This window comes from Streptomyces sp. NPDC026659, assembly GCF_040638245.1.
Classification (GTDB): Bacteria; Actinomycetota; Actinomycetes; order Streptomycetales; family Streptomycetaceae; genus Streptomyces.
Map to the genome: position 1 here is coordinate 69,215 of NZ_JBEZXY010000001.1, position 25,394 is coordinate 94,608.

General features: G+C 70.2%; 14 protein-coding genes. 6 read left to right on the forward strand and 8 right to left on the reverse strand.

Features of this window, described 5'->3' with window-relative positions; translation table 11 throughout:
* The 4 genes from AB0E91_RS00355 to AB0E91_RS00370 form a co-directional block, all read right to left on the reverse strand.
* Window positions 1-6,918 carry a polymorphic toxin-type HINT domain-containing protein gene (locus AB0E91_RS00355; protein WP_361772853.1) on the reverse strand — a complete coding sequence of 2,306 codons (6,918 nt, stop codon included), beginning with the start codon at window positions 6,916-6,918 and terminating at the stop codon, window positions 1-3.
* Between the two features lie 87 nt (window positions 6,919-7,005).
* Complete coding sequence (locus AB0E91_RS00360; protein WP_361772856.1) at window positions 7,006-11,310, reverse strand: LamG-like jellyroll fold domain-containing protein; 4,305 nt, start codon at window positions 11,308-11,310, stop codon at window positions 7,006-7,008.
* Window positions 11,311-11,645: 335 nt separating this feature from the next.
* A complete protein-coding gene (locus AB0E91_RS00365) occupies window positions 11,646-12,167 on the reverse strand; it encodes a protease inhibitor I42 family protein (protein WP_361772859.1) in 522 nt (173 codons plus the stop codon).
* A 53-nt stretch (window positions 12,168-12,220) separates the two neighbouring features.
* Window positions 12,221-13,843, reverse strand: a complete 1,623-nt coding sequence (locus AB0E91_RS00370; RefSeq protein WP_361772862.1) for a tannase/feruloyl esterase family alpha/beta hydrolase — start codon at window positions 13,841-13,843, stop codon at window positions 12,221-12,223.
* Between the two features lie 277 nt (window positions 13,844-14,120).
* Here AB0E91_RS00370 and AB0E91_RS00375 point away from each other — a divergent pair, with 277 nt between their 5' ends.
* Entirely contained in the window at window positions 14,121-15,662 is a 1,542-nt protein-coding gene (locus AB0E91_RS00375) for an FAD-dependent monooxygenase (protein WP_361775047.1), read from the forward strand.
* Between the two features lie 42 nt (window positions 15,663-15,704).
* Window positions 15,705-16,091 carry a DUF4440 domain-containing protein gene (locus AB0E91_RS00380; protein WP_361772865.1) on the forward strand — a complete coding sequence of 129 codons (387 nt, stop codon included), beginning with the start codon at window positions 15,705-15,707 and terminating at the stop codon, window positions 16,089-16,091.
* Between the two features lie 133 nt (window positions 16,092-16,224).
* Here AB0E91_RS00380 and AB0E91_RS00385 read toward each other — a convergent pair whose 3' ends face one another.
* Window positions 16,225-16,803 (reverse strand): rhodanese-like domain-containing protein, encoded by a 579-nt coding sequence (locus AB0E91_RS00385; RefSeq protein ID WP_361772868.1) that lies wholly within the window; start codon window positions 16,801-16,803, stop codon window positions 16,225-16,227.
* An 89-nt stretch (window positions 16,804-16,892) separates the two neighbouring features.
* Between AB0E91_RS00385 and AB0E91_RS00390 the strand changes: the two genes are divergently transcribed.
* Window positions 16,893-17,180 (forward strand): metal-sensitive transcriptional regulator, encoded by a 288-nt coding sequence (locus AB0E91_RS00390; RefSeq protein WP_161178510.1) that lies wholly within the window; start codon window positions 16,893-16,895, stop codon window positions 17,178-17,180.
* Between the two features lie 51 nt (window positions 17,181-17,231).
* Here AB0E91_RS00390 and AB0E91_RS00395 read toward each other — a convergent pair whose 3' ends face one another.
* Together AB0E91_RS00395 and AB0E91_RS00400 are read right to left on the reverse strand one after the other, a co-directional pair.
* On the reverse strand, window positions 17,232-17,981 hold the full coding sequence (locus AB0E91_RS00395; protein WP_361772872.1) for a sulfite exporter TauE/SafE family protein: 750 nt from the start codon (window positions 17,979-17,981) through the stop codon (window positions 17,232-17,234).
* Window positions 17,978-19,537: an MBL fold metallo-hydrolase gene (locus AB0E91_RS00400; RefSeq protein ID WP_361772875.1), complete on the reverse strand. Its 1,560-nt coding sequence runs from the start codon at window positions 19,535-19,537 to the stop codon at window positions 17,978-17,980. Before AB0E91_RS00400 ends, AB0E91_RS00395 begins: the two co-directional genes overlap by 4 nt.
* A 254-nt stretch (window positions 19,538-19,791) precedes the next feature.
* Between AB0E91_RS00400 and AB0E91_RS00405 the strand changes: the two genes are divergently transcribed.
* The gene (locus AB0E91_RS00405; protein ID WP_361772878.1) at window positions 19,792-21,057 is read left to right on the forward strand and encodes a phospholipase D-like domain-containing protein; all 1,266 of its coding nucleotides are present in this window, start codon (window positions 19,792-19,794) and stop codon (window positions 21,055-21,057) included.
* Between the two features lie 74 nt (window positions 21,058-21,131).
* Here AB0E91_RS00405 and AB0E91_RS00410 read toward each other — a convergent pair whose 3' ends face one another.
* Window positions 21,132-21,926, reverse strand: coding sequence for a TetR/AcrR family transcriptional regulator (locus AB0E91_RS00410; RefSeq protein WP_361772881.1), 795 nt, complete (start codon window positions 21,924-21,926; stop codon window positions 21,132-21,134).
* A 279-nt stretch (window positions 21,927-22,205) separates the two neighbouring features.
* On the opposite strand from AB0E91_RS00410, the gene AB0E91_RS00415 reads away from it, so the two are divergent.
* Together AB0E91_RS00415 and AB0E91_RS00420 are read left to right on the forward strand one after the other, a co-directional pair.
* Window positions 22,206-23,918, forward strand: coding sequence for an MFS transporter (locus tag AB0E91_RS00415; protein WP_361772884.1), 1,713 nt, complete (start codon window positions 22,206-22,208; stop codon window positions 23,916-23,918).
* A gap of 246 nt (window positions 23,919-24,164) precedes the next feature.
* Window positions 24,165-25,280 (forward strand): aminotransferase class V-fold PLP-dependent enzyme, encoded by a 1,116-nt coding sequence (locus tag AB0E91_RS00420; protein WP_361772887.1) that lies wholly within the window; start codon window positions 24,165-24,167, stop codon window positions 25,278-25,280.
* The last annotated feature ends 114 nt before the right edge of the window (window positions 25,281-25,394 follow it).

The following is a 25,394-nucleotide window of genomic DNA, read 5'->3' on the forward strand; positions in this document are numbered from 1 at the left end:
TCAGTCGCCGTCGAAAACATAGTTGGCGCGGACCCCGTACTTCTGCTCAATGTAAGCATCCTTCTTTACCTGCAATGGATCTTTACCCGCATTCCCCGACTTCGTCTCCACGTAATGCGCGACACCGCCATTCGAATCGAGAATTCCAATGTCGTAGACGCGATCACCCCATGGAGTGGGAAAGGTCAGCGGACCTGGATTTGTTGCGTCCGTGATGACCTTCATTCCCCGCTGCCGGTAGGAATCGGCAATGTGATCGCGATAGGCATCGCCAACCAGCTTATTGAGCTGCGGCTGACTGATCCCAAGCAGCTTGCAGAGGTTCTTGTCATCATTGTGGACCAGGACCGACGTGGCCCCCGCCAGCACATAGTACGTGTGCAGCTCACTGACAGTCAGGTTGTACATGTCCGCCGCACCAGGCCGGACCTTGACCGCAATGACCCGCACGTGCTTGTCGGCGGAAGTGTTCAGGGCGTGGCCGGGCTCAAGCTTTCCGGCCGGTATCCAGGCGTGGGTGGTGTCGTCCCAGAAGGGGTGGCGGGACGTGGTGTGGAGGGTCTGGGTCTTGCCGTCGGAGTCCTTGAACTGCACGTCGACCAGGTCGTTGTCATGGTTGACCAGCCATGAGGTGACCTCGCGGGAGCCCTGGTGCTTGCCGTTGCCGGGGTCGGCGCTCTCGACGTGGTCGCCGGGTTCGATCTTTCCGATGGGCTTGGTCGTGCCGTCGGCCATGAGGACCGGGGTGTCCGGGTCGAAACTGCACCCGCGACCGGCCGTCGGGGCTTCTCCTGAGCCGCTTCGGCCTCCTCCCCGCTGGCCCAGGCGGCCGAGCACGCGCCCGTTGCCGGCGATCAGGCCGCTTTCCGCACCGGCCGTGACGAGGTCGATGGGGTTGAACCAGTTGGCGCCGCAGTCCCAGTCGGACTCGCAGGCCAGCATCTTGCCCTTGACGCGCTGGTAGACCTCGGGATCGGAGCCGTCCTCCCGGGGAGCCATGCAGTCGTGGCTGTTCCCGTGGTTGAACGGGTCACAGACGTAGGCGGCCCACTTGCTGAAGTTGGCGGCTACCTCGTTGACATGCGGGTTGTCCGCCTCCATGTAGACGGCCGGGTAGATCCTGACGTACCACTTCCCGTCCTTCTCGCTCTTCACCATGTTGTTGGAGTCGCCGTGCGCGGCGGCCGGCAGCTTGCCCGTGTATCCGGCCCCGCTGTAGCCGTGAACTCCCACTCCGCCGGCACCACGAGGTGCCTTCTTCACGTACTCCTTGGGGTGGCCGTTGGAGCCCGTGCCGCCGATGGGGTAGCCGATACCGCACTGGTCGGCCATGCACAGCCCGGACGGGTCGCTGCTCGTGACGGGACTGTTGTTGGCGTAGGCGTAGGCGTTCAGGGTCTGGGGATCGGCCGTGGTCATCAGCGGATCGACGCTGAGGAACCGGCCGTTCGCCGCGTCGTACTCGCGGGCGCCGAGGTGGGTGAGGCCGGTGGACGTGTCGTCGGTGCCGCCGACGAAGCCCTTGGTCCCGGTCCACGTGGCCGGCTTGGTACCGCGTAGGCCGCCGAACGGCATGGTGCGCCGCTGGGTCTCGGCCTGGGTGGTGGCGTTGACGGACAGCTGGGCGGTGCCGTGGTGGTCGGCCAGGGTGAAGGAGATGCTGCCGTCGTTGGCCTGGACGGCCTGGTGGCCGCCGCCGACGTCGATGTAGCGGGTGCCCTTGGCGGTGGTGGCGTTCTTCGCCAGGGTGATCTCGGTGGCGCCGAGGTAGAGCGTGGTCTCCGTCGGGGTACGGCCGATCAGGCGGTTGCCGTCGGCATCGTACAGATACTCGGTGACCTTGTCGCTGCCGCCCGCCACCGGCTCGGTGACCTTGGCGAGATGCCCCTCGGCGTCCCAGTCCAGGGTCTGGGAGGTGCCGTTGGCCAGCAGCCGCGTGCGGGTGTTGCCCGCGTCGTCATAGGTGAAGGTGTCGGCGGACTTCCCCGATGCCGAGGTGGTGTCCACCGTGCCCAGGGCGTGCGGCCGGACCGCGCTCGGACCGGGGTCGGGGTAGTGGTAGTCCCGCCGGGTGTCCGGGGCCCCGGCCGTGGTGCCGTGCTGGGTCTCGGTGAGCCGGTTGCCGGTCTTGTCGTAGGTGTAGGAGTTCCAGTACGGGGCCGGTCCGCCCAGCACCCCGGTCGCGGGGTCCGTCGCGCAGCCGGTGTTCGGCTGGCTCCAGGCCTCGGTCATGCGGGCGAGGTAGTCGTAGGCGAAGCACTGGTTGTCGGTGCCGGAGCGGGACGTGTCCGAGACCGACAGGACGTTGCCCGCCTCGTCGTAGGAGTAGGTGTTGTACTGGTCGACGCCCGCGACGTCCTGGCGGTCCACCCGCGAGGTGGCCAGCCGCTGGGTGCCGTACTGATAGGTGTTGGTCTCGAACGTGCTCTTTCCGCCGTTGGCGGTGAGCGAGTACTGCAGCGGCTGGCCGGTGAGGCTGTACGCGGTGGTGGCGGTGAGGTTGAGCGGGCCGCTGACCTTGACGGGCCGCAGGGTGCCGTCCTCGTAGGTGTAGGTGACGGTGTCGGCGGCCAGGTCACCGGCCTTGGGGTAACCGACGCCCGCCACCGTGCCGGACTCGTTGTACGTGGTCGCCGACAGGTAGGTGCCCTGGAGCGCGGTGCCCTCGGCCGCGGGAATCACCACCGAGGTACGCAGCGGCCGGTACAGCCGGTCGTAGGCGACGACGCTCGACTTGTACTCCTGGCCGCCGCTGAAGCGCGAGCTGGACGCGAGCTGCCCCTTGGCTCCACTGATGGTGTCGTAGACCCACTTGGCGCGCAGGGTGCCGGTCGACGAGCCGTCGTGCAGCTCGGTCATTCGGCCGAGGCCGTCGTAGACGTGGGCGAGAACGGAGTTGCGGCCGTCCTTGCTGGTGGTGAGCTGGGAGCGGTCGTCGTACTCGAGGTGGCCGGCGCCCTTGTCGGGGTCGGTGGTGTCGGTGAGCCGCCCCAGCAGGTCGTATGTCCAGGTCCAGACGTTGCCCGCCGGGTCGGTCACCTTGGTGAGTTCACCATGGGGGCTGTAGCCGTAGGTGGTGGAGTCGTAGGCGGCGTCGGCGGCACGGGCGCGCAGCTGGCGCAGTTCGGTGGTGTGGCCGCGGGCGTCGACGAGGGACGTGGTGGCGGTGCCGCCGACCGGTGGGATCACCGTGGTGCGGTCGCCGCCGTAGATGGTCCTGGTGGTGCTCAGGACGGCGCCGCCGTCGCCGTTGCCGGCGGTCTTCCGCGACTCGGTCATCCGGCCCAGGCCGTCATAGGTGTAACGGCTCTGGGTCTCCACGCTCAGCGCGTCCTTGGGCTTGAGGAGCGTGGCCGACGGCGCGTCCGTGATGTAGTAGGGAGCGAACTCCTTGGCGGTCAGGCCGCGTTCGTCGTAGAAGGTGTCCGCCAGCAGCGTCCCGCCGTTCGGGCCGGGGGTCTGGGTCTGCCGGGGCCGCAGAAAGCCGTCGTAGAAGGTGTACGCGGTGTCCTGCGCACCGTTGTTGCCGATGGTCTTGGTGGTCACCACGACCGGCTGGTTCTCGGCGACGTTGTAGCCGAACTGGTAGCTGGGCGTCTGGCCGGTGGTGCGGTCCGCCTGCCACACCTTCGTGGTGCGGCCCAGCGCGTCGTAGGCGTAGGTGGTGACCTTGCTGTTGGTGTCGGACACGGTGAGCGGCAGGCCGCGCAGCGCCTCGTAGGCGGTGGTCGTCGTCTGTGCGGTCGTGCTGTCCCCGGCCGTGGCGGGCGGGGTGGTGGCCGTGCTGCTGGTGGGGAAACCCGAGGTGGGGGTGTAGGCGGTGGTGCTGGTCCGTCCGTCGGTGCGGGCGGTGCGGGTGAGAGTGCCGGCGGAGGTGACGGTGACGTCGGCGGTGAGGTCGGTGGTGGTCAGCGCCCGGCCGTAGCCGTCATAGGTGGTGCCGGACTCCAGGTAGGCCGCGGTCGTGCCGTTGTAGGTCTTGAGCTTGGCCATCCTGGTGAGGTCGCCCTTGACCGCGGCGGCGCCGTAGGCCAGGCCGTCGTAGGCGGTGCGGACGTCGGAGACGACGTCGGCCGGACGGCTGGTGGTGACGTCGCACGCCTTCGCGACCGTCTCGACCCGTGCCGGTGCGCCGAGGACGGCGCCGTCGGGGGCGTAGGTGGTCCGGGTGCACTGGTCGTCGGCCGCGGTGGCCGTGTCACCGAGGTCCTCGGTCTGGGTGACCAGGCCGGTGGCGTCGTCGAAGGTGTTGGTCTGTGCCGTGGTCCGCCACTTGGCGCCCGCGCCGTCGTCCAGCGAGGTCCACGCCTTGGTGGACGCGGTGCCGGAGAAGTTGGCGGTGACGGTGCCCCAGTCACGGACCTTCTGCGCGGTCTGGTGGTACCAGGGCCGGCTCACGGTCTTGGACAGCACATTGCCGCCGGGAGCGGAGTAGGTGACGGTCTTGTACGCGTATCCGGCCTGCGACTTGAGGTCGGTGATCGGGTCGCCCTCACCGGGGTCGAGGGTGACCGACACGGACTTGGTACCGCCGTCGGTGTTCTTCCGGTCGCCGTCCATGCCGCGCAGGAAGTACGTGTCGGCCTGTGTCCTCATCGCCGGGGCGCCGCTCTGACCGCCGGTGCGCACCCGCACATGGCCGTAACCGCGCCACTGCGACCAGGTCTTGGACTTCTCCTTGGTCAGACCGTCGTCATCGTCGTAGTGCCAGGCCGCGCCGTCCAGGTATTCGTACGTGGCGACCTGGTCGGGCGCGCCACCGGTGCGGTCGGTCGAAGTGACCGAGTCGGCCACGTACTTGTTGAACCACTGCAGGTCCGGGGCCTCGGTCGTGCTGCCGCCGATGTACTGCGGGAAACAGCGGGTGGTGTTGGTCTGCGGCGTGGGCAGCGAGGCGGCGTCGCACACCGGCGCCGAGTAGCCGACGTCGACCTGGCCGCCCGACTCGTCCGATACGGTCGACAGGCGGGACTTGATGTACGGCGCGTAGCCGTCACCGATCTTGTCGAGCCGGTTGGGGAGCTGGGTGTAGGCGAAGGTGACCTTCGGCAGCTGAATCGAGGCCGCGGTGTCGTAGCCGGTGTGCTGGATGGAGTCCAGCAGCAGTTGGTAGTCGGTGTCGGCCATGCCCCAGCGGTGGGTGAGCTTCCAGCTGTCGACGTTGCTGTAGGAGCCGGACACCAGCACCTGGGAGGTGACGTCGGTCAGCCGCTTGCGGGTGAAGAAGGCCGGGGAGACCCTGCCCTTGTCGCAGTCGGTGCCCGCGTCGCAGTTCAGGTCCCAGGGGGTGTCGTACCAGTACTGGGAGCCCGTGGTGATGGACGAGCAGGTGGTCTGGCTGTCGGGGATGCACCGCTCGCCGCTGGTGAAGTTGACCTTGGCGAGCGCCTTGGCCGAGTACATGGCCGTCGACTTCAGCCCGTACTCGACCCGGTCCAGGGTGCCGCCGCGGACGTAGGGGGTGTCGTCGGCGGCGGTGAGGTTGCGGCCGTAGGAGTTGGTCTCCTTGTCGTAGTAGTAGGCGATGGCGTTGCCGTGCGGGTCCACGACGTAGTCCAGGTTCCAGCGCCAGCCCTGCTGGCACCAGGACGCCGCGAAGGTCGAGGCGTTGCAGGGTTCGCCCGCGTTGTTGCCGAAGACCGGCACCGTCCACGTCGAATCGGTGGCCTCGTTGCCGCTGGCCCAGCCGGGCAACCGGTTGTAGCCGAAGAAGTACTGCGTGCCGTCGGGGGTCGTCACCCGCCAGTACTCGTCGTTGCGGGCGCCGTTGGAGCGGACGTCGGACGCCGAGCCGTAGATCCGGTCGACCTTCGTGCCGTCGTCGTTCTTCAGCTTGAAGGAGTTGGTGCCGTTGGGCACCAGCTCTCCGCCGGAGCCGTTCAGCGACAGGGAGGCGTTGTCGTACGCCCAGCACAGGTCGCCGGGCTTGTTCCCGTCGGCGTTGGTCACCCCGTCGTCGGAGCATCCCTTGTAGCTGCGCTCGATGAAGCCGGGCGACAGGTCGAATCCGTCACCGGCCCAGGACGCCTGGTTGTTGCTGTTGCCGGTCCGGCCGTCGACGCCGCCGGAGGAGTACGAGAGCGCGACCTGCGGGCCCAGTCCGCCGGGCACCTGCGGCACCGGCATGTCGTAGGACCAGCCGAACGAGCCGCTGTTGGAATCGATGCTCCAGGTCGACGACGACGAGAGCGAGGTGGCCTTGTAGTCGCCGCGGTCACCGGCGGCCGAGGTGGTGGCCGCCAGTACGGTCGCCCCGCTCGCGCCGAGCGCGACCGACGACGCGGTCAGGGTCCGCTTCTCGGTGTCGTTGACCGTCTTCACCGGCTCGGTGGTACGGCACTTCTTCACCTCCGGCGTCGTGAGCGCGCACGCCGGAAGCCGGACGAGGGTCAGCCGGGACGCGTAGTCGCCGCCGTAGAGCCCGGCGAACGACGAGTAGTCCAGCCCGGCACGCACCTTGCCGTCGTGACGTAAGGCGCCCTGCCGGGGAGTCAGGGTGAAGAGCGGCCCGTCGACCCCCGCCTTCCTGGCCGCCGCGCGGGACAGCATGCCGACGGTGTAGGTGCCGTCGGCCGCGTCCTTGGCCTTGCCGACCCGTGTGTCCAGGGTGAGCGGCAGTCCCTTGACACGGGTGGCCCCCTGGCGCAGCGTCACCGCCGCCGTACCCGCCTTCGGCCATGCGGTGGCCGGTGCCTTCGCGGGGGTGCGGGGCCCCTTCGTCACCGTGCGGGGCAGCGGCTTGCCCAGCGGGACGACGGCGACCGGCGACTGTGCCTTGGGCAGCGCGGGCTTGTGCCAGCCCTGGGCGACGGCGGGCAGTTCCGACGCCTGCAACAGCGCCGCCGTCAGCACGGTGGCCGTGATCACGGCCACCCGGCGCCACGGCCGGCCTGTTCCTGCGCGTGCTCTGACTGTCATGCGAGTCTGTTTTCCTTCTGTTGACGAGTGCTCCGCCGGGCGGCGGTCGTCGCCGCCCGGCGGAATACGGCAGTCGGAACGGGCCGGTCAGTCGCCGCTGGGGACGGCGGTCGCCACCCCCGGCATACCGACGGCGAGGTGGTCGATCTGGGTCTCGGTCAGCGCGCCCTGGAACACCCAGATGTCGGAGAGCGAACCGGGGAAGTACTGGCCGGAGGTGGTCCCGGTGGTGTCCCGGCCGAGCTGCAGGGTCTTCGCGGCCTTGTAGGTGAGCGCGTCGTCGGCCCACGAGATGCTCTCGGTGCAGCCCGGATCGTCCTGCACGCCGTCGTCGTCGGTGTCGGCGCAGGCGGTCTCCTGCAGCTCACCGTTGACGTAGAGGCTGACCTCCTTGGAGAACCCGTCGTAGACGAGCGCCACGTGGTTCCAGTCGGTGGGGCTGTAGAACATGCCGTTGCCGACGTCGGAGACGGCCGCGGAGTCGCTGTCGGAGTCGGCTGTGGCGATCCGCCAGCGGCCCGGATCGGTGGCCGGGGTGGCGCTGGGTTCGTAGCGCACGGAGAACGCGCTCTTCTTCGCACCCGGAGCGCTCATGACAGTGACCGGACCCGTGGGAGTCGCGGCCGTCTGGACGAAGGCGCTGACGGTGAAACTGGCGCTCGTGTCGACCGGGACCACGGGGGCCGCCGCGTAGTCGTCCGTGCCGTCGAGGACGACGGCGCCGTCGACCCAGCCCGAGCCCGTCTGGGCCCCGTTGTAGAGGGTCATGGCGTTGCCGGAGGCCGAGTCGTCGGGCGAGATCAACGGGGAACCCGCGGCCGTCTCGAACTTCCAGCGGCCCTTGACCAGGGCACGCTGCTTGAACAACTGCTGCACCTCACCGGCCGACACCGGACGGTCGAAGAGCCGCACGTCGTCGATCTGGCCCGGGAAGAACGAGGTGGGCACCCCTTGGAACGCGCTGGCGCCGATCTGCAGCGCTCCTCCGGCGTACCAGGTCGGCTGAAGGGCTGTGGTACCGGCCAGGCTTCCGTTGACGTACAGCGAGAGGGTGTCGGCCACGGTGTCCTGGACTCCGACCAGATGCGTCCACTCGCCGCCGTTGGCGGTGGTGCCCGTGGGCTGGAGGGCCCGCACCACCGTGGAATCGCCGGTGTCGGCACTGTGCTGGTTGAACACCCAGCGGTCGTAGGAGTTGGAGTAGTACAGCTCCGGCCCCGTCACCGTGGTGCCGATCTGGGAGACGACGGTCGCCGCGTGGGCCGGTTTCGTCTTCGGCAGCTTCACCCAGGCCGAGACGGCGAAGCTGTACGAGGTGTTGACGTGCGGCGTGCCCGCGGTGGCGTAGTCGTCGGTGCCGTCCAGGGTCAGCGCGTTGCCGTCCGCCCCGGCCGCTCCCGTCGTGGCACCTCCCTTGAGGACGGCGGGGTTCACGTCGGCCGCGCCGCTCAGGGCGGTCGCGTCGGCGGGGTCGTCCAGGTGGAAGACCATCCGGGCCGGACGTCCGCCGCTCGTGTTGGAGGTGTAGAGGGACGACACCTCGTTGGCCGACAGCGGCTTCTCGAAGGTCTTCACCTCGTCGATGGCCCCGGGGAAGAACGACGCGGGCGTGCCGCCCGGGGTGCTGGCGCCGATCAGCATGCCGCTGCGGGAGTTCCACGCCGTGCTGTAGGCCGTGGTTCCGGCCAGCGCACCGTTGACGTAGAGCTTCAGCAACTGCTCACTGGCGGAATAGATGCCGACCAGATGGGTCCATTCCCCCGCCTTCACTCCGCCCGCGGCGGCCTGCATGGCTCGTACCGGAGTGCCGGAGGCGGTGTCGGAGCTGTACTGGTTGAACACCCAGCGGTCGTACGCCTTGGAGTAGTACAGCTCGAAGCCCGGCTGGTTGTTGCCCCGCTGGGAGGCCACGATCGCCGCTTCGGAGGGCATGGCGGACAGCTTCACCCACGCGGACACCGAGAAACTGACATCGGTGTTGACGGCGGCGAGGTCGGTCGAGGCGTAGTCGTCGACGCCGTCGAACTGCACCGCCGTGCCGAACTTCCCTTCCACGTTCGGCGTCGGACCGCCGTGCAGGGTCGCGTTCACCGCGGGCGCGCTGCCCGCCGCCGCGGTGGCTCCGGCGGCCTCGTTCATCGACCAGGCGGCACGCTCGGGCTGCCCCGCCTTCACCCGGAACTGGTAGGTGCGGATCTCGGAACCGTTGCCGGCGGAGTCGAAGGACCGCGCCGTGAAGGTGTTGAGGCCCGGCTTGAGCGGCAGCACGGGTACGGTCCTGGCCGCTCCGGCCGAGGTGGTGACCGCGTTGGCGGAGACGGGGTCGCCGTTGATCCCGTACCAGTACTTCGTCACGTCGGAGACGGCGCCGGTGATCACGAAGCTGCCGTACTGGCCCACTCCGTCGTGCCAGGGGTCGTCCGGGTTCTCCGGGTCGGACGCCGGATAGAGGACGGAGGAGACCGTCGGCGCCTTGGGGACGCTCGTGTCGTACACGAAGTAGCAGGCGGTCGGGTCGCCGGTGTACGACCACGGCGAGTACTGGGCACCGTCGTAGGAATGGACGTACCAGTTGACCGTCTTGTTGGCCGGAACGGAGGGCAGCGTGATCGCGAAGTCCGAACCGGACTTCTTCGCCGTCGTCAGACCGGACTTCCAGCGGGTCACCACGCCCTTGCCGTCACCGGTGTCCCAGCTCGCCTGGAACTCCACCCGGACGGAGTCGCCGTCGGGGTCGGTGACGTCGTTGGCGTAGATCTTGCCCAGCGAGCGCACGCGGGCGGCGCTGTCGGGCTTCTTGCACGAGCCGCCGTATTCCATGGTCAGTTGGGACATCTTGATCTGCGGCGGCGGGCGGTTGTACTGCACGCGCAGATAGGCGTCGTCGGAGAACCGCTTCCAGCCGTATCCGTCGGTCTCGCTCCCGGCCCTCAGGCCGAAGGTCATCGTCGACCACTTCTTGTCGGCCGCCTGCTGCACCGCGGACTTCACGTCGAACTCCGCGTCCTTCGCGGCGCAGTCGGTGTACCCGTAGGCGAAGGACGCCGTCCTGAGCTGATCGATCCAGAAGCCGGCCGCGTTCTGCGAGTTCCACGTGGTCGACGAGGAGATGTCCTTGGTGCGCCACAGCTCCACGCTGCGCGCGGAGCACGAGGCCGACCAGGTGTTGCGGACCACGAACTCCGCCTGCAGCACGGTCCGGCCGGCGAACTTCGAGGTCGGGATGCGGTAGAAGAGCCGCTTGGTGTCGTTCGGCGAGCAGTAGGACCAGTTGCAGTATCCGAGGCCCGCGTCCGGATCGCCGTTGAACTTCCACTGCGGCGACGACGCCCAGTACTTGGAGGCCATCGTCCAGGCGGAGGCCTTCGGGGAGTACCACTGGGGGTCGATGAACACGGGGTAGACCGTGTCCTTGCCCTTGAGGACGGCCTGGTCCGGCGTCAGCACCAGCGCGTTCTGCGCGGCGGGAATGTCCACACCGACCTGCGCGACGTTGGCCGAGTCGGCGGCGACGGCTTCGGGGGCGGACGGTTCGCGACCGGTGGCGGCCAGGTGCTTCGAGGTGCTCGGCGATGCCTTGGCGGAGGGGGACGGCGACGTGGTGGCGGAGGTTGCCGCCTTGGCTGCCTCGGTGCCGGAAGCCTGGTTGCCGGACGCCTCGGTGGCGGGCGCCTCGGTGCTGGAGTCCCACATCACGGGGCGGGGGGCCTCAAAGACCGCGCTGCCGGCGCCTTGGTCGACCGCCGCCAGGCCGCCGTCACCGGTCTCCTTGACCCGCATGCCGTCGGCGTCCAGCTTCAGGCGTAGCGGGCTCAGTTCCGTACTCGCGGCGGCCTCGGCCGACTTGACGACCAGGAGCTGGGTGAAGCCGTCCTGCTGTGCCGTCATCCGCAGATCGACGCCGGGGAGCACGTCCGGGTAGGTGACGGTGTTGCCGTTCAGCTGCGGGGAGGGCAGGTCCGTGGGCCAGGAGAGGGCCAGTTCACGGCCGTTCTTCGTCATCCGCACCAGCGGGGCCGACCCGCCGCCGGAGAAGGTCAGTCCGACCGTCGTGGCCCTGGGCACCACCGTCCCGTTCGCGCCACGGGTCAGGGTGGTGTCGATGTCCCGCCATGCTCCGTCCACCCGGGTCCGCACCGGACGCAGGTGCTCCCTGGCCTCCAGGTGACCCTGCGGGGTGGCGTAGACCTCGCTGCTCTCACCGCGTTGCGAGGTGATCTCCACGGGCTTGCCCGTGCGCGCGGCCTCGGCCAGCGCCTTGGCGTCCTCGCCGCCGTCCTCGCTGCCACTGTCGCCCCCGGCGTCCGTGGCCGCCCCGCCCGTCGCGGCGGTCCCGGTGGCTTCGGCGGCATCGCCGACCGCCGGGCCGGATCTCGCACCGACCGCTGCCATGGCTTCGTTGGACGCACTCGCCGCCAGCACTAACGCGGCGGAGAGCACTACGCCGACTGTGCGCAGCCGGCGTCCCCCTCCGTACATGTTCAAGTGAAACCGCTCCCCACCAAGCCCAGTTGGGCTACAGATGCGACTCGATCAGATGATCGGCTCGCAACATAGGGGCAGGTCCGGACCGTTCACCAGACACGCGGAAGCGGGCAAAGCCAACAAGATCCACTAATCAAGCGAAGCCGATCCGTGAAGAACTTCACGTTTACTTTGCAAGATCTTCTTGAATCGTCCTTGGCGTCGTTTTTGCCACTCACGCCGCGCGGGCGTCGCGCCTCCGCTCAGCCGACGGTGACGGTGTAGGTGATGTGCTCGGGGGCCCCGTCGGGGCCGGTCGTCGCGGGGGGCTTGGCGGCGGTGTTCCCCCGGCAGGTGGTGAACGTGCAGTGCAGCAGCGTGAACCGGGTCGTCCCCCTGCCTTTGGCCTCGAAGGTGAAGGTGAGTTGGCGGCCACCACCGGGCGCCGTCTCGTCGCCGGAGTTCCGCGCGTAGGACCGCCCACGGCTGACCAGTACCGAACTGTCGGGCTCGGGACCGGCCAGGTACCAGTACTCGCGGGTGGAGGCGTTCTGGACGACGGTGAGCGTGAAGCGCTCGCCCGGCTCGGCACTGATGCTGGTGTCCTTCACCGGGTGGCTCGTGGGGCGGCTCGGCGGTCGGCTCGCGGTGTTCGTGGAGCCGCCCGCCGGGGCGCCGGTGCTCGAGCCGCAGCCGGTGGCAAGGGCGAGGAGGACGGCCGCCGCTGTCGCCGCACGGACCGTGCCACCGCGGAAGAGAGACGCTGTGCGCGTTGGGGAGATCACTGGGGACAGCCTAGGACCGCCCTGCCGCGTCCATGACCGGGCCGGGAGACGCCTCAGCGCGCACACACGAAACTCGACGCGCTGTCCGGATCACCGGCGCGATATCTGGGCCAGCCCGGGTACTCGCACAGCGGACGCGTGCGGTGGTGGAGGGCGTCGGACACGACCTGGTCGACGGGCGGTTCGTCCGCTTCGACCCAGCGCTCGAGCGCGGAGAGCGAGTCCGTGGCGGCGGCGAACGCGGGGGTGCCGAAGTTGGCGTGGTTCGCCCCGGCCACGACGTAGTACCGCAGGAACGAGTGGGTCGGCCCGGCGCCCAGTGTGGCGCGGACCCGCTGGTAGTAGTCGGTCGTCGAACGCGGGGCGACGAGCTCGTCCGCGGCGCCGTGGAGCAGGATCAGCCTGCCGCCCGCGCGGGCGAACGCGCCGAGGTCCGTGTCGTTGCGGTCCTGGATCGTGGACAGACTGCTGATCCGGGCGAGCCACCTGCCGGGATCGCGGGGATCGACGGCGAGGGCGTTGTGGTGGGGGTCGCGGGTCAGGAAGTACTTGACCCATTGATCCCAGAACTGCATCCCATAGCCGCTCGTCACCGGCATGGGATCGGCCGGCGCGGTGGTGCCGAACCCGAGGAACGGCGTCCGCATGTCCGCCCCCGAGAGGAACGGGAAGCCGGGATACTCCGTCTCGCCGCCGGCGATCCGGTACGGCCATCTGAACGACGAGGACATGGCGGTCACGGCCCCGATCTGGGCGTCCGACAGACAGGCCGGTCCGGCATCGGTGCCGTTCGGGCAGCGCAGCGTGCGGGGGTCGAAGTGACAACCGTCCGGGTTCGAGACGACGTTGTCCTTGACGCCGTCCAGCCCGTCACACGCCTGGACGACCCTGTCGTGGACGAGTGTCTGCTTGTCGGCTCCGGGGAAGGCGCCGGGGCGGGACAGGACTTGGGCCAGGTACCCCACGTACAGCATTTCGCTGAGGTTGTTCCAGGCGGGGAAGGCGGAGATCACGCCGTCGAACGCGGTCGGCCACCGCTGGGCGACAACGAGGGCTTCCCGGCCGCCTGTTGAGCCTCCCGCGAAGTAGACCTCGGCGGGATTCGCACCGTAGGCGTGCCGGACGAGAAACAGGCTCGCGTCACGTGTCTTCTTGAGCGCGTCGCCTGCGGCGAAGTTGTTCAGGGCCTCGTCGTTCATGCCGAACGACCCGTCCAGTGACGGAGGGGCCGTCGGGCTCTGCTGGTGCCCGGAGTCGCTCGCGAAGGTCGCGTACCGCCGGGCCAGGGGGGCCGGTTGACCGGTGGGGCCGAACGGCACATTGCCCGTCAGGTCGGGGATGGTACCGCTGTAGCCGCCTCCGCCGAACATCAGCGCCTTGCCGTTCCAGCCGTAGGGCAGGTCCACGCGCATCTTGATGGCGGGGGCGGACGGGTCGACGGGAAGGATGTCGGCGTCGACCTGGCAGTACGTGATCGTCTCGCCGCCGACCGGGCTGGTCCTGACCGAGGCCGACTCGACGCGGCCTCCGCGGGTCGGCAGGCTCATGGCCGATGCCGGGATCTCCCTGCCGCCCAGCCCGCCGCACGCGGGCGCCGAGCGACCGGGCGGGGCCGGGCTCGTCGCGGTGGTCGCCCCGGCCCCGAGGACCTGGGTCGCGCCCACCAGCAGAACCACGGACGCCAGCACACCGAGCCGGCGAACCGTCGTGCCTCTTGCGGATGTTCTCCTCACGATGACCTCTTCCTCGAAGCCGAGCGCGCGCAGAGGTGACGACGGGGAGATTAGGGCGCTGTCACGTCGCGGTTGAGGTGTACGTCACCCACACCTCGCACCGTTCCGGTGGGGCTTTCTCCTACCGGAAGTTTGACGCGAACGCCGTTCGCATGTAGAACATCGTTCGCATGTAGAACACTGTTCGTATCGTGACTGCGTGAAGGACGTGAACCAGCACATGGAAACAAGCGTGGACGTGACCGTGGTCGGAGCCGGGCCCGTGGGCCTCGCCCTGGCCGCCGAACTGGCGCTCGCCGGGGCCACGGTGCAGGTGCTCGAACGGCGGGAGAAGCCCGACGACGCACTGAAGGCACAGTCGATCAACGTGCCGACGGCCGAGGCGCTCGACCGGCGTGGGCTGTTGCCCGCCGCCCGGCGCATACACCGCGAGGTCCTCGACCGGATGGGTTCGTACGCCGGCGTGGCCGGGGAACGGCGGCCCGAGACCCGCTTCACCGGCCACTTCGCGGGCATGGCCCTCGACCCCGGCCTCGTGGACTGGTCCGACCCCGACCTCGCCGCCCACACCGCGGCCGACGTACGGATGGTGCCGCAACGTGAGTTGGAGGCGCTGCTGACCGAGCACATCACACGGCTGGGCGTACCGGTGCGTCGCGGAGTGGAGGTCACCGCGCTCGAAGACACCGGGGACGGCGTGCTCGTCGGCACCAACGCCGGTACATGGCACACCGGTTGGCTGGTCGGGTGCGACGGCGGGCACAGCACCGTTCGCCGCCTCGCGGGGATCGGATTCCCCGGCACCGATCCCGAACTCACCGGATACCAGGCGGTCGTCGACATCGCCGACCCGGAGAAGCTCGCGAGCGGATGGACGTGGTCCTCCCGTGGGGCGTACCGCTACGGCCCACAGCCCGGGCGGGTGGCCACCGTGGAGTTCGGCACCCCTCCGGCGGACCGCTCAACACCCGTCACTCTGGCGGACGTTCAGACCAGCTTGCGTCAAGTCTCGGGCACCGACGTCACCCTGACCGCGCTGCGCGCCGTACCGACCCGCTGGACGGACAACACCCGCCAGGCCGCGGCCTATCGCTCGGGGCGCGTCCTGCTGGCCGGCGACGCCGCCCATGTGCACCCGCCCTTCGGCGGACAGGGCCTCAACCTCGGGGTCGGCGACGCGATGAACCTCGGCTGGAAACTCGGTGCGGTGATCGCCGGCTGGGCTCCCGCCGGGCTGCTCGACACCTACGACGCCGAGCGCCGCCCCCTCGGCGCCTGGGTGCTCGACTGGACGCGGGCCCAGATCGGGGTCCTGCGCGGCGACCCCAAGTCCGCCGCCCTCCGCTCGGTCGTCGCCGACCTGCTCGGCACCCGCGACGGCACGACCTACGCCGTCAAGCAGATCTCCGGCGTCACCCAGTGCACCGACCTCCCCGGCACCCACCCCCTGACCGGCCGCTACGCCCCCGACCTCGACCTGACCAACGGCTCCCGCCTGTCCGACCACGCCCATGACGGCGGTTTCCTCCTGCTCGACCGCTCCCCCGACGGCACCTTCGCCGCCCTCGCCACGGCGTGGGCGGATCGGGTCCGCCTCGTGACGGACGCCCACGCGACACCGGCCGGGGTACTGGTGCGCCCCGACGGTGTGATCGCCTGGGCCTCCGACACGACGGACACCTCCGAACTCAAGGAACTGGAGGCCGCGTTGCTCCGGTGGGCGGGCGAACCGTCGCCCGAAGGTGTGCTCCGCGGGCGGTAACTCGGTTGCGAAAGACCAGGTCACCTGGGCCAGGATGCCCGCATGAGCGAAGAGACGGATGCGATACGGGAAGCGATAGCGGGCGAGTTGCGGCTCATGGACCCCGGCGTCCGCGCATCGCCCTCCCTTTCCCGGCAGTTGCTGGATCCGGAGTTCGTGGAGGTCGGCTCCTCGGGGCGGCGGTGGACGTACGAGGAGATGGTCGCCGAGATGCCCGGGATGGACGGCGCGGCGGACAGCGGACCGCGCTACGAGCCCTCGGACTTCACCGGCGTCCTGCTGGCCCCCGGGCTGGTGCACCTCACGTACGAGACCACTTTGAACGGCGGTCGGGCACGGCGGAGTTCACTCTGGCGCAGGCAGGGCGCGGACGGCGCGTGGCGGATGTACTACCACCAGGCCACGCCTGTCCCGCCCGGCCGCACGTGACCGGGCGCCCCGGACGGTGATCGTTCGGCGTGCGGGTCCGCGCGCGGGTGCGGCAGGCGTTCCCGCACCGACCGATCATGCAATGGGATTTCCAGCGCCGGGTAAGGGCTCCGAACCCACGGGCAGGGAGCGGTCAGCGGTCGCGCAATGCGGCCAGCATCGTGGCGAGGTCCGCCGGGCGGGGGCGGTTGTGGGGCAGCTTGGACAGCAGGGCGGCCATGCCGCAGGTGTCGGTGAGCGCGGAGAAGACGAGGCCGGCCGCGACGCCTGCGGAGAGGAGCTGGAAGGCGGGGTGCACGAGGAGGCCGAGGAGGAGGCCCAGCAGGACCAGCGCCCCCGCTGTGCAGCGGACCTGCCTCTCCATGGTCCAGCCGGTGCGGGTGTCGCGCGCCGTGGGGCGGTGCAGGTCGTGTCCGGCGGTTGCCCAGGCGTGGGTGCCGCCGGTGAGGGTGGCCGCCGGGATGCCCTGCTCGGCGAGGGTCCGGCAGGCGTTCGTGGAGCGGTTGCCGGAGGCGCACACCATGAGGAGGTCACCCCGGTCGGCGGCGTGCCGGAGGTCGGGCAGTGCGTGCCGGAGCCGGTCCAGGGGGATGTTGAGGGCGCCGGGGAGGTGGCCGGAGGCGTACTCGGCCGGGGTGCGGACGTCGATGACGGTGAGGTCCTGGAGGCGGGCGCGGGCCTGGTCGGTGCTGAAAGTGCGGGGCGTGGTCATGGCGGATGTGATCCTTGTCGGCGTGCGGGTCGTCACCGTCCCGAACCGGGACGTAGAGTACCCCTAGGGGTATTTTTCGAGGAGTGAGCGTGGAACTGGAGCTTGAGGGCGCGAACTTGAAGTCCGTGCTGAACCGGCTGCGGCGGGCGCAGGGCCAGATCTCCGGCGTGATCCGGATGATCGAGGAGGGACGCGACTGCGAGGAGGTCGTCACTCAACTGGCCGCCGCTTCACGGGCGTTGGACCGTGCCGGTTTCGCGATCATCGCGACGGGGCTGCAGCAGTGCCTGACCGACGTCGAGACGGGGCGCAAGAACGGGGAGGACACGGACGCGATGCGGGCGCGGCTGGAGAAGCTGTTCCTGTCGCTGGCGTAGTGGGGGCGCGGCGGGGCGGCGAGGTCGTGGCCACCGGGTCGCACGGGCCGCTCATCGCACCACCGCGTCCACCAGCATGAAGCAGGCCACGCCGAGCAGGGCGACGGCGAAGAGCCGCTGAAGAGCGCGCCCCGACAGCTTCGCGGCGAGCCGCTTGCCGTCCCACGCGCCGAGCACCGCCGCCGCGGTGAACGGTCCCACGACGGCCCAGTCCAGCCCGTCGGCCGTACCCGCGCGCAGGGCGAGGGCCGCCAGCGAGTTGACGGTGATGACGAGCAGGCTGGTGCCCACCGCCGCGCGCATCCGCATCCCGAGGACGCCGACCAGCGCGGGCACCGCGAGGAAACCGCCGCCCACCCCGAGTACACCGGTGACCAGGCCAAGGCCCGCTCCGGCGGCCGCGGCCCCGCCCGGCCGCACCCGCCTCGCACCGTCGGGCACGGCGCGCGGCCTGAGCATCCGTAGCGCGGCGACCGCCGCGACGAGCGCGAAGGCCGTGGTCAGCACGGCCCCCGGCAGGCGTCCGGCGAGCGCCCCGCCCAGCATGGCGGGCCCGATCCCGGCCGCCGCGAACAGCAATCCGGTGCGCCAACGCACGTAGCCGTCCCTGGCGTGGGCGGACAGCCCGGCCGCCGAGGTGAAGGCGACGATGATCAGGCTCGCGGTGGTCGCCGCGACGGGCGTGAAGCCGAGCAGGTAGATCAGCGCGGGCACGGCCAGCACGCTGCCCCCGCCCCCGAGACCCCCGAGCGCCAGTCCGACGACGGCTCCGGCGACCAGGGCGAGTATCAGCGCGCTCATCCGTGGGTGCGACAGGCCGGTCCGGCCTGCTCGGCGGCGGAATCGTCGCTGTGCGCGCGAGTGCGTACGACCGGTCCGGCCGGGTCGGAATCGCCGTCGTCCACGTGCGTGCGTACGACCAGTCCGGCGCGCCCGGCCGCGTCGAAGGCGTCGTCGATCGCGACGACCTCGCGGCCCGCGGCGTCCAGCAGGGACGCGGCGATGGCGGCGCGCATGCCTCCGGCGCAGTGGACCCAGACCTGCCCGTCGGGGACCTCGTGGAGGCGGCGGGGCAGGGTGTGGAGGGGGATGTGGACGGAGCCGTCGACGAAGCCCGCGGTGCGCTCGGAGCGGCGGCGGACGTCGAGGACGACGGGGCGCGGCGCCGGAGGGTGGCGGAGGCCGGCGTCGGAGTGGGCCTCCGGCTGTGCGGTCGGGGCACCCGGCTGTGCGGCGGGGGCAGCCGGGCGTGCGGCGGCGGCAGCCGTAGATATCGCCGCGAGGTCCGCGAAGGTGGCGCGCGGGAACGAGGCGAGCCTCTCCCCCGTCCAGTTCTCCGGCTCCCCGGTGGCCGCGGCGGCGGGCCGGTCGATCCCGACCCGGACCAGCTCACGCTGGGCGGCGGCGAGCTGGTCCGGGGACGCGGCGAGCAGGGTCACCGGCCTGCCCCACGGGATCAGCCAGGCGAGGTACGTCGCGAGCTGCCCCTCGGCCTCGAAGTTGAGCGAACCGGCGACATGGCCTTCGGCGAAGGCGACCCGGTTGCGCAGGTCGATCACCCACTCCCCGGCGGCGAGCCGGGCGGCTATCTCCTCGGCATCGGCCACGGCGGGCGGCGTCAGGTCGACGGGCGCGGGCCCGGCGGCGTTGGCCGGGCCCATGTGGGTGTAGTACGCGGGGATGTCGTCCAGCCCGGCGAGCAGGTCGGCGACAAAGGTGTCGACGTCGCGGAGCAGTACCTCGTTGGATGCCTTCTCCTCGCCGATCGTGCTGCCCGCGCCCTCCGCGCGCCGCGACGAGCAGAAGCTGCCGAACCCGTGCGTGGGCAGCACCACGGTCTCGTCCGGCAGTTCCTCGGCCAGCCGGTGGGCCGACGCGTACTGCGCCCTGGCGAGCCCTTCCGTCAGCCTCGGCTCGACCAGGTCGGGCCGGCCGACGGTGCCGGTCAGCAGCGAGCCCCCGGTGAACACGGCGACGGCCGCGCCGTTCTCCTCCAGGGCATAGGCGGTGTGGTGCGGGGTGTGCCCGGGTGTGGCCAGCGCACGCAGCCCGATCCCGGCGTCCACCTCGAACCGGTCACCGTCCCCCACGGCCACATGCGGGTACGCGACCCCGGCCCCGGCAGGCACCAGATAGGCGGCGCCGGTGACGCGCGCCAGCTCCAGCCCGCCGGTGACGTAGTCGTTGTGCACATGCGTCTCGACGACGTACGCGATCCGCACACCGCGCCGCGCCGCCGCCGCGATCACCTGGTCGATGTCACGCGGCGGATCGACGACGACGGCCGCGCGCTCGCCGCCCGCCAGGTAGCTGCGGTTGCCGAGGCCGGTGACGTCGAGGGTGTCGATGAAGAACACGAGGTACTCCCTTCCAGCAAAATTACCCCCGGGGGTATATCTGGACGGTACCACGAGTACCCCCGGGGGTATTTTGGCGAGCGCGGCGAGGCCGGTACGCGACGGAGGCGAGGCGGTGGAGTTGCCGCACGCCACCCTGGTCACGGCGGTGATCAACGGCCCCGGCGTGGAACAGATTTGACTGGTAGTCAGGCAAGCCCCTCTGGCAACATCCGATCGATAGATATTTGTTCGATCCATGTCAGGAGGGTCTGGTGCGCTCAGCATCACGCCACGTCTCAAGCCGTCTCGCCGCGGCCGCCTTCTCGCTCTCGCTCGTCGCGGGCCTTCAGCTCGGCCTGGCGGACAACGCGTCCGCGGCCATGGTGGCGGGCCCGGTCTTCAACAACCCGAAGGGCGACGAGGCCGCGCAGAAGGCGATACGCACACGGCTGCTCGACTACATCGGCCAGGCGCAGCCGGGCTCCTCGATCAGGGCCTCGGTCTACCACTTCTGGGACGCGGATTTCGCCCAGGCCCTCGTGGACGCCCGCGGACGCGGCGTCGACATCCAGTTGATGATGGACGAGAGCGACGTCAGCGACAATGCCAAGGACACGTCGTACTCGATCCTGAAGGCCGGGCTCGGCACCGACCTCACGAAGAGTTCGTTCGTCGGACTGTGCCCGGTCAACAAGTCCTGTCTGGGTGAGCCTTCACAGGGCTCGTCCATCAACCACAACAAGTTCTGGCTGTTCTCGCAGCTCGACGGCGCGAACAACGTCGTGGTGCAGACCTCGGCGAACCTGACGCCGTCCAGCTACAGCCGGTTCTGGAACGACGCCTACGTCCTGCCGGACAACGCGGCGATCTACACGGCGTACAGCGACTACTTCCACAAGCTCGTGGGCCAGGACTGGGCCGACTGGCAGTACAGCTCCACCGCCGGCAGCCCGTACAAGGCCTACTTCTTCCCGCGCCCGGCGGACGACCCGACGCCGGGCGACACCATCACCGCCGTCCTCGACAACGTGACCTGCAACTACACCGAGGACGGCATCACCAAGCACACCAACATACGGGTCGGGATGTTCCGGCTCACCCGGCTCGCGGTGGCGCAGAAGCTGGTCGCACTCAAGACCGCCGGCTGCTCGGTCGACATCGTCTATTCGGAGGCCGACAGCGGTTCCTCCAGCGGCACTTGGGAAACCCTGCACGCCTCGGGCGGCCCCACGCTGCGCTGCTACAACGATGACGACGACAACGATCCTTCCACCGCCTCACGGATCATCCACTCCAAGTACCTGCTGATCGAGGGCAAGTACGACGGCACGACGAAGCAGAAAATCCTGTGGACCGGCAGCCACAACTACAGCGGCCCGGCTCTCACCAAGAACGACGAAGCTCTCCTCAAGGTCGACAACGACGCCGACCATGACGCCTACGTCGCCAACTTCAACGCGGTGAAGGCCGCCGCCAAGCCCGGGGTCCTCGACAACACGAACGCCTGCAAGGGGATCACCAGCACGCCGGAGACCTGATCACGGCGGGGCACGTTGATGTTTGAGGCCGTCGGGATGCGGCAGTTGTGCGGCGTCCCGACGGCTAGGTTCGTTCAGCCGTCAGTCGGGGTCGCGGAGGCGCCCCCGTCCGGCAGGTAACTCGCCAGCCCTCGGAGGATGATCTCCAGGCCGATGTCGAAGCGTTCTTCGGAGGAGTCGGTCACCATCAGGCCGGAGAGGGCGCGGAGGTGGGGGAACTCGCCCTCGGGGAGGGCCGCGAAGTAGTTCTGCATCTCGTCGGCCATCTCGCGCCAGTCCGGGCGGGCCAGGGATTCGCCGCCCTTCTCGCTGCGGGCGGCCCGGTCCTGCCACATGTCCTCTTCCAGGACGAAGCCGTCGATGTAGGTGGAGATGAGGTCTCCGGCCTCGGCGGCGATGCGGTCGGGGAGCCCTGCCGTGCGGAATATGGCGAGCAACCCCTCGACGTGCGGCAGCAGTTCGGCCGTGAAGGGCACGTGGGCCATGGAGATGCGGGCCACGTCGCGGTGGGACAGCAGACGGCGCCGTCCGGCGCGGGCGTAGTCGCGCACCTGCTCCTGCCAGTGCTCGGGGTCGGGTTCCGGGATCCGGAAGCCGTCGAAGAGCCGGGTATACATCAGCTCCAGGAGGTCGTCCTTGGAGCTGACGTAGGCGTAGAGGGCGGAGACCGTGACGCCCAGTTCGGCCGCCACCTGGCGCATCGACAGCCCGTCGAGCCCCTGGCGGTCCAGCACGACGAAGGCGGCCTCGACGATCCGGTCCCGCGAGAGCGGCGCCCGCGCGGGGGCGGCCTGCGCCCGGCCGGAGCGTCGACGCTCCCAGGGGGATGGCGGAGGGGTGGCGGGGGTACCGGCGGCCACATCGGTCATGGGGACAGTCTAGGCACGCGCGAGAACAGTGTTCTCGTCGGTGAACAGGCAACTTCCACAAGCAGACGCGATATATCTTGTCTCGGCTCGGTGATTGCGCTATATCTTAATGAACAGCGTTCTCCGGGTGAGCGGTGTTCTGCTACCGTGAACAGTGTTCACCCGTGCGTCCGGCCGCATCGGCTCACCGGGCCTACCGGCGAGCCGGGCAGTCGTATCCATCCACCCGCCGTACCCGTGGGCGTCATCGCGGGCGCGGCCCTTCCGCCAGGAGTCCCGATGTCCACCACCGGTGTCGCGTCCAGCGAGACGCCCACCGACTCTCCAGCGCCCTACCGGTGGCGCTGGGCAGCACTCTTCGTGATCCTCGCGGCCGAGGTGATGGACCTCCTCGACGCCGTCGTCACGAACATCGCCGGGCCCTCCATGCGGGCCGACCTCGGAGGCGGCGCGTCCACGCTCCAGTGGCTCGCCGCCGCCTACACCCTCTCCATGGCCGTGGGCCTCGTCACCGGCGGACGGCTCGGCGACATCCACGGCCGCCGCCGGATGTTCATGGTCGGCGCCGCGGGCTTCACCGTCGGCTCGCTGCTGTGCGCCATAGCGGGCTCGCCCGAGATACTCATCGCCGCGCGGGTCGTACAGGGCCTGTTCGGCGCGGTGATGCTGCCGCAGGGCCTCGGCATGATCAAGGAGATGTTCCCGCCGAAGGAGTCGCAGAAGGCGTTCGGCATGTTCGGGCCGGTCATGGGTCTGTCCGCGGTGTGCGGACCGATCCTGGCGGGCTGGCTCGTGGACGCCGACTACTTCGGCACGGGCTGGCGCATGATCTTCCTGATCAACCTGCCGCTGGGCATCGCCGCGCTCCTGGGTGCCGCGCGCTATCTGCCGAAGGGCCGCTCCGAGACCAAGCCGCGCCTCGACATCCCCGGCATGCTGCTGGTCTCGCTGGGCGCGATGCTCATCATCTTCCCGCTGGTCCAGGGCCGTGAGTACGACTGGCCGGTGTGGACCTTCGCGATGATGGCCGCCTCGGTCGTCGTGTTCGCCGTCTTCGCCCGCTACGAGTCGAGCCGCAGCCGGGCCGGCCAGGACCCGCTGGTCGTCCCCAGCCTCTTCCGCAAGCGCGGCTTCAGCGGCGGCATGATCCTCGGCCTGGTCTTCTTCTCGACCATGCAGGGCTTCATGCTGGTCTTCAACCTCTACACCCAGATCGGCCTCGGCTACTCCCCGCTCAAGGCGGGCCTGGTCATGGTGCCCTGGTCCGGCGGCATGATCGTCGGCTTCGGCATCGCCCAGGGCGTCGCCCGGTTCGGCCGCGCCGTGCTCCAGGCGGGCACCGTGGTCATGGCGCTCGGCGTGTTCGGTGTGTGGCTGACCCTGGACATGGTGGGCGCGGGCGTCGGCCCCTGGCAGCTCCTGCCCGCGCTGCTCGTCACCGGCATCGGCATGGGCCTGCTCATGGCGCCGTTCTTCGACATCGTGCTGGCCAGCGTCGAGCAGCACGAGACGGGTTCGGCGTCGGGCACCATGACCGCGATGCAGCAGCTCGGCGGCGCCTTCGGCGTGGCCCTCCTGGGCACCGTCTTCTTCGGCCTCCTGGGCGGCGGCATCGCCACCGCCGTCGACCACCGCGCGGACGGTCTGCGTGGACAGCTGGCCGCCGCGCACGTCGCCCCGGCCGCGCAGGACCGTGTGGTCGCGGACCTGCGTCACTGCGCCTCCGACCGCGCCGTGGCCAAGGACCCGGAGGCCACCCCGGCGTCCTGCGCCCGCCTGGAGAAGGACACCCGCGCGGCCGTCACCTCGCCGCAGGCCGCCCAGCGGATACCCGGCGCGCTGAAGGCCACCGCGTCGTCCGCCTTCGAGAGCGGTTTCGGCTCCGTGATGAAGACAGTGCTGTGGATCGTCGACGGGATGCTCGTCCTGACGTTCCTGCTCTCGTTCCTCCTGCCGCGCCACGCGCGTCCCGAGGAGTCCGCCGGGCACTGATCCCTGGCGGCGGGACGGGACGGCCGGGCGGCTCCTTCGGCGGGGCTGCCCGGCCGTTCCGTTCGGCCGTTCTGTTCGGCCGTTCCGTTCGGAGCGGGCCGCCGTTCCGTGTCCGTACGAGGCGCTGGGCGTGCGACGGGAGTCGCGTACCGTAACGCCACGCGGGCGGGACGGTGGAGGTCACCACGTTCCGCGGCCCGTGCCGCACCACCCTCGACACCGTTACCGGTCCGGAAGGACGGCCCCGTGCTCACGTCGTACGCAGCCCACTTCGACACCCCCGCCGGGTATCTCGACTTCGCACGGTTCGGGCCGCCGTCGCGGGACGCCGTGGCCGCCACCGCGCGGGCCATGGAGGAGTCCGCGCGTGCCGACCACACCACCGTGGACGGCCTGATGCGCGCGGAGGACACCGCGCGGAACACGGCAGCGCGCCTGACGGGGAGCGACGCCACGCACACGGTGCTGCTGCCGAACGCGTCGACCGGCGTGTTCCACGCCGCGCTCGGCGTCCGGGCGGGCGTGGTCCTCGTGCCGCGCGGCGACTTCCCCGCCAACCACTATCCGTGGCGCCGCAGCGCGCACCTGGGCCGTGCCACACCGCGCTGGCTCGACCCGGAGCCGGGTGGCGGGGTCACCCCCGAACTGGTCCGCGCCGCGCTCACCGATGACGTGGTGGCGCTGTCCGTCAGCGCGGTCGACTTCCGTACGGGGTTCCGGGCCGATCTCGCGGCGCTGCGCGAGGCGATCGGACCGGACCGGCTGCTGGTCGTGGACGCCATCCAGGCGTTCGGCGCGGCCGAACTGCCCTGGGGCGCGGCGGACGTGGTGATCGCGGGCGGTCAGAAGTGGCTGCGCGCGGGCTGGTCCACGGGTTTCGCCACGCTGTCCGACCGAGCGCTGGAGCAGTTGGAGCCCGTCCTCACCGGGTGGACAGGAGTCGAGGACGTGGGCCTCTTCGACGGTACCGAACACCCGCCCGCCCCCGACGCGCGACGCTGGTCGATCACCAACCTGAGCCCGGTGACCGCCGCCGCGTTCGCGGCCGCGCTGGAGCTGGTCCAACGGCACGGGGTCACTGCGATCGAGGCGGCGATCGAGACACGGATCAGCGAGCTCACCGAGGTCGTCACGGCCCACGGCGCCCGCGTCCTCTCCCCCACCGACCCGGCGCGCCGCGCGGGCATCCTGTCCTTCACACTGCCGGACCACGATCCCGCACTCGTCGCCAAGGCACTCCACGCCGAGGGCGTCACACCGACGGTACGCACCGACTCGCTCCGCCTCTCCCCACACGCGTCGACTCCACCGGAGGCGACGGAGCGGGTGGCGGCGGCGCTGTCGTCGCTGCGCGGACGCTGAGCTGACGGGGGGCCGGCGAGCGGCCCACTCGTCTCGCGGTCGCCCTGACCGTGGCTACGACCACGAGAAGTGCCCCCGCCTGCTCCGGGAACTCGGCGCTGGTTCCGCCGGGGC